At 27.3% G+C, this 14238-nt stretch carries 13 protein-coding genes; 12 read left to right on the forward strand and 1 reads right to left on the reverse strand.

Translation table 11 applies throughout. The annotated features are described in order from the left end of the window. Nucleotides 1-16: 16 nt before the first annotated feature. A complete protein-coding gene (locus KGF46_RS01840) occupies nt 17-2140 on the reverse strand; it encodes a peroxiredoxin (RefSeq protein ID WP_227827298.1) in 2124 nt (707 codons plus the stop codon). Nucleotides 2141-2404: 264 nt separating this feature from the next. On the opposite strand from KGF46_RS01840, the gene KGF46_RS01845 reads away from it, so the two are divergent. The 12 genes from KGF46_RS01845 to KGF46_RS01900 all read left to right on the forward strand — a co-directional run bounded on the left by KGF46_RS01845 (nt 2405) and on the right by KGF46_RS01900 (nt 14238). Continuing rightward, nucleotides 2405-2653, forward strand: a complete 249-nt coding sequence (locus tag KGF46_RS01845) for a hypothetical protein (protein WP_255612780.1) — start codon at nt 2405-2407, stop codon at nt 2651-2653. A 164-nt stretch (nt 2654-2817) separates the two neighbouring features. Then, nucleotides 2818-4209, forward strand: coding sequence for a UbiD family decarboxylase (locus KGF46_RS01850; RefSeq protein WP_227827300.1), 1392 nt, complete (start codon nt 2818-2820; stop codon nt 4207-4209). Nucleotides 4210-4332: 123 nt separating this feature from the next. Then, nucleotides 4333-5802, forward strand: coding sequence for a VanW family protein (locus KGF46_RS01855; RefSeq protein WP_227827301.1), 1470 nt, complete (start codon nt 4333-4335; stop codon nt 5800-5802). A gap of 64 nt (nt 5803-5866) precedes the next feature. Continuing rightward, a complete protein-coding gene (locus KGF46_RS01860; RefSeq protein WP_227432784.1) occupies nt 5867-6460 on the forward strand; it encodes a GAF domain-containing protein in 594 nt (197 codons plus the stop codon). Nucleotides 6461-6641: 181 nt separating this feature from the next. After that, a complete protein-coding gene (locus KGF46_RS01865) occupies nt 6642-7988 on the forward strand; it encodes a tetratricopeptide repeat protein (protein ID WP_255614687.1) in 1347 nt (448 codons plus the stop codon). A 180-nt stretch (nt 7989-8168) separates the two neighbouring features. Next, nucleotides 8169-8540 carry a CidA/LrgA family protein gene (locus KGF46_RS01870; protein ID WP_227861434.1) on the forward strand — a complete coding sequence of 124 codons (372 nt, stop codon included), beginning with the start codon at nt 8169-8171 and terminating at the stop codon, nt 8538-8540. Next, nucleotides 8533-9222 (forward strand): LrgB family protein, encoded by a 690-nt coding sequence (locus KGF46_RS01875; RefSeq protein WP_227827304.1) that lies wholly within the window; start codon nt 8533-8535, stop codon nt 9220-9222. The genes KGF46_RS01870 and KGF46_RS01875 overlap by 8 nt, the downstream gene beginning before the upstream one ends. Nucleotides 9223-9733: 511 nt before the next feature. Continuing rightward, a complete protein-coding gene (locus tag KGF46_RS01880) occupies nt 9734-10600 on the forward strand; it encodes a YitT family protein (RefSeq protein ID WP_227827305.1) in 867 nt (288 codons plus the stop codon). Between the two features lie 246 nt (nt 10601-10846). After that, on the forward strand, nt 10847-11656 hold the full coding sequence (locus KGF46_RS01885) for an MORN repeat-containing protein (protein ID WP_227827306.1): 810 nt from the start codon (nt 10847-10849) through the stop codon (nt 11654-11656). A gap of 159 nt (nt 11657-11815) precedes the next feature. Next, the gene (locus tag KGF46_RS01890) at nt 11816-12880 is read left to right on the forward strand and encodes a CAP domain-containing protein (RefSeq protein WP_227827307.1); all 1065 of its coding nucleotides are present in this window, start codon (nt 11816-11818) and stop codon (nt 12878-12880) included. Nucleotides 12881-12907: 27 nt separating this feature from the next. Then, nucleotides 12908-13627 carry a polysaccharide deacetylase family protein gene (locus KGF46_RS01895; protein WP_227827308.1) on the forward strand — a complete coding sequence of 240 codons (720 nt, stop codon included), beginning with the start codon at nt 12908-12910 and terminating at the stop codon, nt 13625-13627. A 26-nt stretch (nt 13628-13653) separates the two neighbouring features. After that, nucleotides 13654-14238 (forward strand): anthranilate synthase component II, encoded by a 585-nt coding sequence (locus KGF46_RS01900; protein WP_227827309.1) that lies wholly within the window; start codon nt 13654-13656, stop codon nt 14236-14238.

Genomic DNA, 14238 nt, shown 5'->3' on the forward strand with positions numbered 1-14238 from the left:
TTTATATTATGTCTAATTAGAATTGGCCATAAAGACCTTCAAGTTCTTCTTTTAACAATTCAGGGTCATTTATACCAATAGACATAGTTCTAGCTAATATATTTGCCTGGTCATAAGTTGATGTCCAAGAGAATACACCACCTAAACAGTTTCTAAGCACATATTGAGTTTTTAGGAATATGGATAATGAATCATCATATGACATTGCAAATTCTCCATCTTTAACTAAATATGGAACCTGAGCAACTCTATCAAATCTATATTCATATCCATTTTTATTTATATAATCTTTTCTAAGTTCATCGTAAGTTCTTGTTATAGTAGCACCTAATCTTCCATAAAATGGTAGACCAAGAAGGATTTTTTCAGAAGGCATTCCAGCATTTTCAAGGTTTCTGACCATTGCATCAACACTATATCCTGGTAAGGATAAGTCTGAATCAAAAAGGTTTGCTTGATGTTTTCTACCATTTGGTCCTGTTTCACCTGCTGTGAAATCATAACTCATAAGATTAAAATAATCTATTATTGGAGCTATTTTATCTATTTCAGCACTTGAGTTTATATATCCCATATCTCCTGTTCCAGCTACACTAAGCCATTTTTCATCTCCTATAACATCTCTTATAGCTGTTAGTAAAAGTGTGAAATTTTCTCTATCTTGAGGTCTTGATTTTATACCAGCTGCACCACTTCCAGGATATTCCCAGTCTATATCTACTCCATCTAAAGCATATTCATTTATCATTTGATTGACTTGTCTTGCAAAGTTATATCTAGATGTAGGAGTCAAAGCTGCATCAGAGAATCCCTCAGCTCCCCAACCGCCAATGGCTACAATTACTTTTAAGCTAGGTTTTTCAGCTTTAAGCGCAAGTAATTGGTTTAAGAATCTAGGATAAGGAATAAATAAATTACCATATTGGTCTATTTCAGCAAATGCGAAAATAACTGCATCTAATAGCTGTGCATCTACATTAGTTGGATTACCAAGAACATATTCCATTACAATCGGATTTATATCTGGACAATTTATATTTTCAACTATTGGATTATATGGGTCATTTATTTGTGGTCTAACTAACTTTTTTGAGTCTTTTAATGTTTTCATAGCTATTTTTTTAGAATTTTTTTCACTTGTATAATCATAATTTTTGTAATTTTGTTTATAGAAATCCTCATAGCTACTATCTTCTTTATCGCATTTATCATAGCTATTATCCTCTTTACTACATTTATCATATTTGTATTTTATTTCATCGCAGGATTTATCTTTAAGTTTATTCTGTTTGGAGTTATGAATTTTGTTAGTATTTTTAGTATGTTTTTGTTCGCAATCACAACTATCTTTAACATCCTTATTGTATTCTTGTTTGTGGTCATGAGATTTGTTTATACACTTAACATTTTCTTGTTCGTAATCATTTTCAATATTTTTAGTATGTTCTTTTTTACAATTGTAAGTATCATCAATATTTTTAGTATATTCTTCATCTGTGTAATTATCTGGCACAAAGCATAGATACCAATCCATACATGAATACTTTTTATTACAACTATTTACTCTATTTTTTAACTCTTTATAGTTTTTAGGATATGGCAAAATAACAGGCATTCCAGGGAACCAGTTTGCAGGAGTAACTACATTATCTCTATCACTAGTTTGAAGAGCATCTACTATTCTAAGTATTTCTGGTATATTTCTGCCTGTAGTCAATGGATAATAAAGAATAGTTCTTAATATTTGATTATTATCTATAATAAAGACAGAACGGATGGTAGATGTATCACTCATTGGTTTTGATATCATGCCATATAATTTGGCAATTCTCATATCTCTATCTTCTATGATAGGGAATGGGATTTCTACACCTGTAAGTAAAAACATATTGTACATCCAAGCTAAATGAGAGCTATTGCTATCAACACTTAGGCCGATTAATTCTGTATTTCTTTTCTTAAATTCATCATAATATTTAGCAAAGCATAAAAATTCAGTAGTACAAACTGGTGTAAAATCACCAGGATGTGAAAATAAAACAACCCAATTACCTTTGTAATCAGATAGTCTAATAGGGCCATCTGTTGTATTGGCTTTAAAATCAGGCGCCTTGGATCCTAAACTTGGCAAATTTGGCATGTAAATCACCCCTCAATAAATTATCATTTATTTCATTCTATTAATTAGCACAGATTAGTGTTACTATTTTATTAAAATGAAGGAATACTAATGTCAAAAAAAGATATTTATTAAAAATATTTAATATTTTCGTAATATAAATGACAATAATAATTGCTATTTTTTTACTAATTTGGTATAGTAATGGATAAGGGGTAGTGTCAATATTAGTGATTATACGAGGTGATTGAATTGAAAAAAATTCTAAGAATTTTAGTTATCTCCATGATGATATGTTTTGCAATGACTTTTGCATTAGTATTAATAAATTCAGTTATGGGAGTACATGTAGGATTGGATTATTACTTTTTAATGGCGAGTGTGCTTACAGTATGCTTGACTACAGGAGTTGTTTTATGCAATGCTAGAAAAATATTTGCTAACAAAACTATACATACAACAAGAATGAAAAATGTCAGTGCTAATAAAAAACAAAAAAGTCATTCTAGGGATATAAAAAGAAAGATATCATAATTTATGTAAAGGAAATATTTATGTATAAAATAATGATTGGTAGGTAAAATAAAAACACGATTTAACTTGTGTTTTTATTTTTTTTCAGGAATTATGATATAATAACCAATAAGAAATTTAGTTTATCATAAATATAAATATTGCTAAATAGAGAGGGAACTATAATGAATTTTAGAGATTTATTTGAAAAAACTGTAGATTTTATTGATGAAAAAAGAAAATCTATAGTAGCAGTTTCATTATCAGCATTAGGCATACTTGTTTTAATCATAGTATTTTTCTTAAGTAGTAATGAATTTAGTGTAGGAAATGAAGCAAATGAGCTGTTAAAAATTGTAGAGAAAAGACAATACTCTATTGCTGTGGATTACTATGCAAGTGTAGATAAAAAGTTTTCTGATTCAAAAATGGAAAGATTTAATAAATCCGTTTCTAAAAAAATAAATAAATTATTATTAAATAGTGGTGACAAATATTTAGATGGAGATATAAGTCAAGAAAGTTTTATTGGACTAATAAATACAGTAAAATCATTAGATAAAATAAATATAAATGTAGATGATTTAATAACTCAAGCTGATAGAGTTGGAGAAATGTATAAAGAAGAAAATATTACTTACAATGTGGCAATTGCTTACATAAATACTATTTCAATTTTAAATGGTATAGGTGGTAACCTAGATGTATACAAGCAAAATGTAGAAACAATTAAAGAATCTAGAGATGTTTATGACTCTGCAATAAAAGACCAAAAAGTATATAAGTATTATGATGCTATTGAAAAATATAATAAAGTATTAAAAGAAGACGAAAAATATTACAATCTAGCTCAAAACGCTAAAAAACAATGTGTTGAAGAAATGTATGATTACTATATAAGTAAAGCAGAAGAAGCAAACACTTCTGGTGATTATGAGAAGGCATTACAGTATATAGACTATCTAAAAGAAGACTATTCAGACGATGAAAAGGTACAAAGTTTAGAGAAGAAGTATAAAAAGAATTTATCATTGTATACTTTAACATCTGATGACATTATAAATATAATCTCTAAAAAAAGTGGGAAAGAAAAGGCAAATCTATCTATAAACTCACTTCCACAAATGGTAAAAAACGATAAATACTATTATGCTGAGGTATATGAGTACGATAAATTAATAAATGAAGTTTTAATAAGTGCAAAAACTAAAGATTTATATTCATATAAAGATGGTAAAAAAGATTATAAGGTAGATTATGGAGAAGGATATTTTAGAATATTAGAAGATGGAAGTTATCAATTTGGTATTACTAAAGATAAAGCTAAATTTGTGTTGACTAATACCCTTGATGAGAAAGAAAATAAATATAAAAAGGTTGATATATTGGATATAGAAAAAGCTGATAAATATGTGAAAAGTAAAAAAAGTTTAGAAGAATTATTTGGAAAACAAAAAAATATTTATTATTATGCTGTAGTAAACAAAGGATTATTTAGAGGAAAAGAAGTTTATGCTATCAACATATACAATGAAAAAATATATTCCATATCAGAAAAAGGATTAAGTGAATATTAGTTATTTATATCAATAATGTTAAATTATTATATAATTAAAAAGTTTTTGGTTTTTTAAGGCATATTATGTAGTAATATAATAGTAGGTGTATATAAATAATTTTATTGTAAGGAGAAGTAAGGGATGATTAATGTGAACAAAAAGCTAGTTATAGCTATTGGAGCTGTAGCATTATTATTAGTAATATTTGTAGGTATAATGTGCATGCAGTTCAAAGGGGAGAAAATAGCAAAAAACACATATGTTAATGGCATAAGTGTTGGAGGATTAACTAAATCGCAGGCTAAGCAGGAGTTAGCTAAAAAATACAATTTAGATAATGTTGAATTTAACTACAACAATAGAAATTGGAAAGTTAAAAGTCAAGACTTAAATTTATCTGCTGATTTGGATAAAACTGTAGAAAATGCATATAATCTAAATAGAAAGAATGGTTTCTTTAGCAACTTATCAAAAACTATTTCAGCAAATTTTGGTAAAAAGAGTGATTTAGTAGTAGTAACAAATTATGATAAAAATAAATTAAAAGCAGAAATGGAAAAGATAGCTAAAGAAATAGATGTAGAGGTAAAAGATGCAACGATTGATATAAGTAGTGAAAAGGTAAAGGTTGTACCAGATTCTGATGGACTTAAAATGGATATTTCTAAGAGTATGAATAGTTTTGATAGTCAGGTTAAAAAAGGAAAGTATACAAATAAGTTAGTAGTAAAAGCTACTTCAGCAAAAATAAAAAAAGAGCAACTTGCTAATATAGACACAAATTTAGGTAAATATGCAACAACATTTAAAACTTCTCAAGTAAATAGAAGTATAAATATAAAATTAGCAACAGATAGTATAAGTAACATTTTACTTATGCCAGGAGAAACTTTTTCGTTTAATGAACATACAGGAAAAAGAAGCAAAGCAAATGGATATAAAAGTGCTCCTGTTATAGTAGAGGGAGAAATGGAAGATGATTATGGTGGAGGAGTTTGCCAAGTTTCATCGACACTATATAATTCTGTTTTATATGCAGGCTTAGAAATTACTAATGTAAAAAATCATACGATACCATCAAGTTATGTTCCAAAAGGAAGAGATGCTACTGTTGCAGACAGTGGAATAGATTTCCTATTTAAAAACAATCTTAAGCATCCAATTTACATAAAAAATTACGTTTCAGGAAATCAACTTGTTTGCAATATATATGGAAGTGCAGAGGATAAACAGAATATAACAATATCAACAAAATTAGATGGTGTCTCACAAACTACAATGAAGAGGGTCAATGATTCTTCAATGCCTAAAGGAAAAGAAAAAGTAGATAAGAGTGGAAGAAATGCATACTCTGTATCAACATATAGAACATTTAATGATGCAAATGGCAAGAAAATTAAAACTGAAAAAATAGCTAATTCATATTATCCTAAGAAGGAAGGTATTATATTAGTTGGAACTATGGAACCAAAACCAGAAGAAAAGCCAAAGACAGATGAAAATAAAGATAATCAAAATACAAATAACCAAAATACAGATAATAAACCAAAACCAGAAACACCACCAACTGATAATAAACCTAGTGAGACACAACCACAACCACAAGCTTAAAGTTCTCAAGAATAGGATTTATGTAGAGTATTAAAAAATATAAATCTAAATAGGAGGGATTACTTTGAATTTAAATAATATAACTAATTACGTTCAAAGTATTTGCGAGAATATTTCTAATGTGTTAGATGTAGATGTTACTTTAGTTACAAAAGATTTAACTAGGATAGCAGGAACAGGAATATTCAGAGGTAAAATAGGAGAAACAATATCAGAGAAATCTGTGTATTCTCTTGTTTTAAAAGATGGAAAATCCTATGTTATAAATAAGGAAATAGAAGAGAACTGCAATAAATGTGCAAATAGAGAAAACTGTAAAGAGTTAGCGGATATATGTACTCCTGTTAAAATGGGAGAACATATACTTGGAATCTTGGGTATAGCTGCATTCAATGAAGAGCAAAAAGAAAAGATACTTTCAAAAGATAAGGAGTTAACTGCTTTTGTAAGGAGTATGTCTGATTTAATATCTTTTAAATTGGATGAACTATACAAACAAGAGGTTAAGACTATGGATGACCTTGAAAGAGAAGCTATAGAAAATGCTATCAAAAAATATGGAAGTAATACAGAAGGAATGAAAAAAGTAGCAGAAGCATTGAATATAGGCATAGCTACACTTTATAGGAAAGTAAAAAAGTTCAACATTAAAAGTTAGTAATATTGTAAAAAAGGTAACCTTTTCATAAAAAGAATGGGGTTACCTTTTTTATTATGAGAATAATGGTAAAAAATGTATAGTTTTGACTTGACATATTAAATATGTTATCTTAAATATATATTTTGAAGTGGAGGTGAGTATTATTTTAGTGAAAGATATAAAACAAGATATAGAAAACATGCCTAGAAAAATTTTAGATATATCTTTGATAGAAGAAAATAAAAGCGATTTGACTTTTTTTAACATAGAAGAAGAAGATGGTGATGAGACACTAAAAGCATTAAAGCAAAGTTATGTGACTACCAATTATAAAGAAGAGACTCTTTTAAATTTACAAGGAGCTTTGAAGTCAAAGTCAGACACAACATCAAAGGAGTTAAAATTAGAATCATATAAGAGATACAATAATGCATTGGATTTAGCATATAAAGACTATATAACTAGTGCTATTAATATGGTAAATAAAGCTTTAGAAATAAATCCTAAAGATATTGATATATTAAATCTTAGAGGGCTTCTAAAGTTATTAAAATGTGACTTTGCTAAAGCATTTGAGAGTTTTTATACTGCTCTATGTTATGAAAATAATCATATATCAAGAAAATATGTTAATTTAATTTCATCTGAAGATTTCAAAACATTTTTAGGCAGATACAATCATTCTATAAGGTTTATAAATGAAGAAATGAATTATGAGTCAATACATATTTTGGAGAATATAGTAGAGGAAGAACCACAACTAATAGAACCATATGTAATCTTATCTTTATTGTATGATAAACTAGGTAATGTAAAAAAGAGAGAAGGATATTTGGACAGACTCAAAGAGATAGATAAAGATAATCCAGTATTTGAAAAAGAAGAAGAAAAACAAGAAGATACAAGTAAAAAAGAAGAAGAAAAACGAGTTAAAAAGAAGAAAAATAGCTTACCATATATTGTACTTGCTTGTATTGTAATTGCAATGGGTGTATATTTTATTCAAAGTAAAAAGAGAATAGAAACCTTGAATAATCAAATAGGTAAGAAAGATGAGAAGTTAACTGAAACTGATAAAAAACTGGGTGAAACAAATAAAGAATTAGAAAAAACAAATAAAGAGTTAGATGAAGCTAAAAATAAAGAACCAGAAAAAGAAATAACTGTAGCTAATGAGGAAGATTTATACTATGAGGCTTTGGATTTAAAGAAAAATAAAGAATATGAAAAAGCGATAGATAGTTTCAAAAGTATAGTTTCCTCAGGGAAAACTAAAAAATATATTTCTGAATCAATATATCAATTAGCAATAACAAATAAAGCATTGGGAAATAAGGATGAAGCCATAAAGTATTATAAGAAGTATATAAATACTTATACTAAAAATGACCAATACTATGATGATTCATACTATGAGTTAGGCATGCTTTATTATGATAATGGAGATTTAGAAAATGCAAAAAAAACTTTTTATAGTTTAAGAAGTGAAGTTCCAGATAGTATGTATAACAATTCAAAAATAAAAGAAATTTTAAGCAAAAAATAGATTTATATAATTAAGTTTTTTGAAACAACCAAGTATGTATTTTATTAAATTAAAATAAAAATAAATTTAAAGAGAGATTGTATTAAATCATAACTTTCTGTTTGAAGAAAGATATTTGCTTGTTGATAAAACTACAAATATATGGTTTGAAACAATCTCTTTAGTTTTTGGAGGTGGAAAATGAAAGTTTTCAATCAATTAGTAATAATTTTATGTATATGGGTAATAGGAGAGTATATAAGCTCATTTATACAAGGTGCTATACTTATTCCTGGGAGTATAGTTGGCATGCTATTATTATTCCTATTGCTACAATTTAAAGTGTTGGATTTAAGCAGTATAGAAAATATAAGTAGATTTTTCCTTGATAATATGGCTGTATTTTTTATACCAGCAGGAGTATCACTTATAAAATCATTAGACCTAATAAAAGAAAATGTATTAGTACTTTTGCTAGTTATATGTCTAAGTACACTAGTGGTAATGTATACCACTGGAATTATAGTGGAAAAAATGATAAAAAAGAAGGAAGAAGGGCAAAAGAATGTATAATGTATTACAAACGCCAGTATTTGGCATAATAGTAACAATCGTGTTTTTTAATTTAGGGAGATACATTCAGAGAAAAACAAATAATCCTATATGCAACCCTATGTTAATTGCTATTGTAGGAATCATATTATTTCTAAGCATAACAAAAATTCCTTATGAAAACTACAAGATAGGAGCAGATAGCATAAATTTCTTTTTAGGACCTGTTACAGTAGTGCTTGCAGTTCCACTTTATAAACAGTTTGAATTATTTAAAAAGCATATGCTTGAGATTGTTATAGGAATAGGTTGTGGTATAATAATTTCCTTTGTATCTGTATTAATAATTGGTAAAATAGCTAATTCAGATGTAAGTATAATAAATTCACTTATTCCAAAATCTATAACAACACCAATGGGAATATCTTTAGCAAATTCTTTAAATGGTGTAGAGTCAATAACAGTAGTAGCTATAATTTTTACAGGTATCTTTGGGGGGATGGTTGCTTCTACCGTATTTAAACTTGGAAATATAAATCATCCAATTGCTAAAGGAATTGCACTTGGGACATCGGCACATGCTTTGGGAACAACTAAAGCTTTTGAACTTGGAGAAGTGGAAGGAGCGATGAGTGGAGTTTCTATTGGGGTTTCTGGTACAATTACAGTAATATTAATCCCGATTATAATGAATTTTATATAAAAATATAAAATAACAATAGGTATCTTGAATTCTTAAAACAAAAATAAAATAAAAAAATTTTAAAATAAAAACTAAATTAAAAAAATGCAAATAATGAAATAAAAAAATCATGTGCTGAAATTATAAAAACAAAAATTTCATTTAAAAATTAATTATGAATAAAGCATTATATGGTTAAGTTTACTAAAATACTATAAAAATAAATATTTAAGAAAAAATACTATAAATTTACTATATTGCAAGTTACATAATATATAGTATCATATTGTGCTAGAAGAATTTTAATTTGAAGCATAAATGAGAGAATTTAAGTACTTTGAAATTTTGGAATATAAAAAAATACACTAGACATATATAAAAAAGATACTATAATAGATGATGTAATAGATGACAGTTCAAGAAATTCTATGAAAAAATTTGCTTGAAATATTATCTATTACATCAGTAATAATATATATATAAGTAAGTTTTTAAAATTCTAAGGATTTAGAAGAATTGAAGGGAGAAAGAAATGAGTGAAGTTAAGAATACCCTACAGAAACATCCAGCTTTAAGATATTTAACAATGCTACTGGGGATGTTGATGACATCTATAGGAATAAATGGGTTCTTAAGACCAGCACATCTATTAAGTGGAGGTGCTACAGGTATAGCAACATCTATAAACTATTTGACAAATATCAATGTGGGTCTATTAACATTTTTAATCAATATTCCAATATTTATTTTAGGTTTTATATACCTAGAAAAGGAATTTTGTATTTCAAGTTTATTCAATATGATTGTATTTTCATTATTATTAGGTGCAACTCAGGAAGTAAGTAATATCATACCTATCAATGATATATTACTTCAAAGTGTGTATGGAGGTGTATTATCTGGTTTAGGAGTTGGTATTGTATTTAGAACTAGGTCTTCTCAAGGTGGTACAGACATCATAGCTGCAATACTGAAAATTAAGAAAAATATAGAAATGAAAGATACTGCTTTAGCAATCAATGGTTTAATAGTACTTACAGGAAGTTTTTTATTTGGTTTAGATTTAGCATTATATACTCTCATAGGATTATTTCTAAATGCATATTCAATGAATTTTATTAAAGATGCAATGAATTATCAAAAATCTGTTATGGTAATGTCAACTCAAGTCGATTTAATAGCAGAAGACATAATGAGAAGTTTAGTTAGAGGTGTAACTTTCTTGGATGCAGAGGGTGCATACACTCATCAAAAAAAGAAGATTATATATACAATAGTTTCATCAAATGAGATACCAAAGATAAAGGATATAGCTTTAAAATATGATAAAAAAGCATTTATATCTGTAAATGATGTTACAGAGGTAAAAGGAAGAGGATTTAAAGCAAAAGACTTATAAACTATAAAAATATAAGCTGAGGGTTTGTAATATGTAAATTTATATATTATAGTCCTCAGCTTCATTTATTTTAAAATATAATAAACTATGGCTTATTTACTATTTGTGTATCACTTTCAAAGAGATTATTTTAAAATTAAAATTGAAAAAATTACTCAATGTGTAGAAAACATGACCAATATTAGGATATAATAAATTTAATAGATTTAATAAAATATCTATGAATAACGTTGGAGGAATGGCATTATGAATTTATCTAAAGAATATGTTGATTTGTATGATAATTATTTAAAATATATAAATGAAGTAAACAAAGAGATTAGAAGCATAAAAAATATGAAAAAACGTGTTTTAAAAAAAGGTGATTTTGCATCAGAAAGTGAAGTCTTGGAATTAGAAGGAAAAACAATTCGAGATATAGATGATGTAGACACAAAAAAGCCAAAAAATAAAATATATAAATTTTCTAATGGAGATGTATATGTAGGAAAGTTTTTAGAAGGAAAGATGGAAGGTCAAGGTTCATATACTTTTTTTGTGGATGAAGGAACTGATATGGAGTACATAGGAGAGTTTAAACAAGATAAAAAAAATGGAAAAGGAAATTTTGTATTTTCAAACGGTAATGAGTATATAGGTTATTTTGAGGAAGACATGATGAATGGCATTGGGAATATGCTCTATAACAGTAAAGATGAATATATTGGAACTTGGAAGAATGGCAAAAAAGATGGAAAAGGCATCTATAAATGGAATGATGGATGTATATATGCAGGAGAATTTAAAGGTGGAAAGATGGAGGGATATGGTATTTGTTATAATAGTGAAGGAGAAATACTTTATGAAGGAGAATGGAAAAATAATTTGATTCATGGAAAAGGAACTTACATATGGGCAAAAGGAAAGAAATATGTAGGAGAATTTATGCATGGTAAAAAGCATGGCCAAGGTACTTTTTATCTAAATAATGAATTAGTTTATGAAGGAACTTGGAAATTTGATAAGCCATCTATCTTTGACAGAACTTTAGATGAAATATTTTCATTAAGATTGTAGCTTTATCTATTAATAGGTAAAGCTTTTTTATAATACTTATTAAATAAAAAAAATATAAACAGATGTTAATAGGATTTAATCAGTATATATTATCAGTATTAATACATGATAATGTATATATTAGAAATTTTTAGTGAAGTTTTTTAAAGGAGGAATATATTGAAAAAATTAATTGCTTTAGTATTAGTAATACTTATTGTTTTATTTTATAGTCCTGAATTATTGAGAGAAGTAGATGATTTGAAAGAAGAATTTTTTCAAAGCGAAATATGGAGTGAGTTTTTAGATAAAATAAACTTAGGTGATAATTCAAAGAAAAAGGAAGATGAGAAAAATCAAAACTCACAACCAGATGATAATGGAGAGAATAATTTAAACGAGACTAATATAAAAAATTTTGAAAAACTAAATTTAGGAGAAAACTTAACTCAAGTTTTAGCTAATATTGGAAAGCCTGGCAGAATTGATACTAGTGAATATGGATTTGACTGGTATGTATACAACCAATATGGAAAAGATTTTGCAATGGTTGGTATTGAAAGTGATGAGGTAGTTGCACTTTACAGCAACTCTATGGACTCATGTGAAAATCAAGATATAAAAATAAATCAAGATAGACAGACAGTGAGAAACAAGATTACGCCATTAAAATATAAGAAAAAAGGAAATACTAGATATATAATAAATTCAGAAAATCAATATGATATAATAAGTAAGGGAGGTAAATATATTACAATTTTCTATGATATTCATGAAAAAAATAGAGTTTGTTCATATTTAATAATTGATAAAACTACAGAAGATGAGTTCAAAGAATTATATCCAACCGATAAAGAAGAGCTTAAAAAATGTTTTGAATTTGAAATTATAGACCTTGTAAACAGTGTTAGAAATCAAAGAGGATTGAATTCACTAAGATATAGTGAACAAGCTACTTTAAGTTCAAGAAAACACAGTGAAGATATGAGAGATAATAATTTTTTTGACCATATAAACAAAAAAGATGAAACTCCATTTGATAGAATGAAAAGAGAAGGAATAATATATACCTCAGCAGGAGAAAACATAGCAGCAGGACAGATTAATGCAATATATGCACATGAAGCTTGGATGAATTCAGAAGGACATAGAAAAAATATTTTGGGGAATTATAATAATATTGGAGTTGGAGTAATATTTGGAGGAAGTTATAAAACGTATTACACTCAAAATTTTTATAAATAACTAAAATATTTGAAAGGAAGTTTAAAAATGACACCAGGGAAAAAAAAGACAATATTTAAGTGCTTAATAGCAGTAGTCTTGTTTTGTGGAATAATACTAATAGCCAATTTTAGTAAGGTTTCTGCTTTAATGACGGACACAAATGAAAATATTTTAATTAAACATGGTTCAAGGGAAAAGAAACTAATAGCAATTACCTTTGATGATGGACCTCATCCTAAAGAAACTAGTCAAGTCTTAGATGTGTTAAAGAAGTATAACGTAAAGGCTACTTTTTTTATAGCTGGAAAACATGCACAGTGGTATAAAGAACCATTGGTAAGAGCAAGTAAAGAAGGGCATGAAATAGGAAATCATACTTTTAATCATCCTGATATAAGCAATTTAACTTCTAGTCAAATTGAAGAAGAGATTGTTAAGTGTGAAGAAATTTTAAAGAAAGTTACTGGAAAGAAACCTACATTATTTAGACCACCATTTGGGAGTTACAGAGAAAAGGATTTATTAGAAATTGCAAAAAAGCATGATTATAAAGTAGTTTTATGGACAGGAGTAGATGTGAAGGATTGGAAAAATCCTGGAGCTAATAGTATCGCAGATAAAATAATTAATAAAGTACAAAATGGAGATATAATACTTTTACATGACTATGCAACTAATGATACAGTTAAAGCTTTGGACATGTTTATTCCAAAGATGATAGAAAAAGGCTTTAAGTTTGTTACAGTTTCTGAATTAATGAAATAATTTTTTTTGGGGGGGAGATTTATAGTATGATTCTCATGATAGACAATTATGATTCTTTTGTATATAACTTAGTACAATATATAGAAGAATTGGGGGAAACAGTTATAGTAAAAAGAAACAACGAAATAACATTAAGAGGTATTGAAGAACTAAATCCAGAGGTAATTGTGTTATCTCCAGGTCCATGTTCTCCAAAAGAAGCTGGGATTTGTATAGATATTGTTGAATATTTTAAAGGTAAGAAGCCTATACTAGGAATTTGTTTAGGGCACCAAACTATTGGACATGTTTTTGGGGGTAATATAATAAAAGCACAACAGCCTGTTCATGGAAAAGTATATAGTATAAACCATATTAATAAGGGAGTTTTTAGTGGTCTTAAAAATCCTTTAAATGTTACTAGGTATCATTCGCTTATAATTGATTCTGATACAGTTCCAGAAGAACTTGAAGTTACTGCAACAACAAATATAGGTGAAGTAATGGGAATTAGACATAAGAAGTATTTAATAGAAGGAGTACAATTTCATCCAGAAGCTATTTTATCAGAGTATGGTCATGAAATGCTGAAAAACTTTATAAAAGAAGCTAGGGAAAGGATGGATATATAA

This window comes from Clostridioides sp. ZZV14-6153, from assembly GCF_020657855.1.
Lineage (GTDB): Bacteria > Bacillota > Clostridia > Peptostreptococcales > Peptostreptococcaceae > Clostridioides.

Bases quoted from the DNA above. Each gene is read 5' to 3' on its own strand.
- KGF46_RS01895 (WP_227827308.1), top strand. From the start codon at position 12,908: ATGACACCAGGGAAAAAAAAGACAATATTTAAGTGCTTAATAGCAGTA.
- KGF46_RS01855 (WP_227827301.1), top strand. From the start codon at position 4,333: ATGATTAATGTGAACAAAAAGCTAGTTATAGCTATTGGAGCTGTAGCA.
- KGF46_RS01885 (WP_227827306.1), top strand. From the start codon at position 10,847: ATGAATTTATCTAAAGAATATGTTGATTTGTATGATAATTATTTAAAA.
- KGF46_RS01865 (WP_255614687.1), top strand. From the start codon at position 6,642: ATGCCTAGAAAAATTTTAGATATATCTTTGATAGAAGAAAATAAAAGC.
- KGF46_RS01880 (WP_227827305.1), top strand. From the start codon at position 9,734: ATGAGTGAAGTTAAGAATACCCTACAGAAACATCCAGCTTTAAGATAT.
- KGF46_RS01870 (WP_227861434.1), top strand. From the start codon at position 8,169: ATGAAAGTTTTCAATCAATTAGTAATAATTTTATGTATATGGGTAATA.
- KGF46_RS01850 (WP_227827300.1), top strand. From the start codon at position 2,818: ATGAATTTTAGAGATTTATTTGAAAAAACTGTAGATTTTATTGATGAA.
- KGF46_RS01840 (WP_227827298.1), bottom strand. From the start codon at position 2,140: ATGCCAAATTTGCCAAGTTTAGGATCCAAGGCGCCTGATTTTAAAGCC.
- KGF46_RS01875 (WP_227827304.1), top strand. From the start codon at position 8,533: ATGTATAATGTATTACAAACGCCAGTATTTGGCATAATAGTAACAATC.
- KGF46_RS01900 (WP_227827309.1), top strand. From the start codon at position 13,654: ATGATTCTCATGATAGACAATTATGATTCTTTTGTATATAACTTAGTA.
- KGF46_RS01845 (WP_255612780.1), top strand. From the start codon at position 2,405: ATGATGATATGTTTTGCAATGACTTTTGCATTAGTATTAATAAATTCA.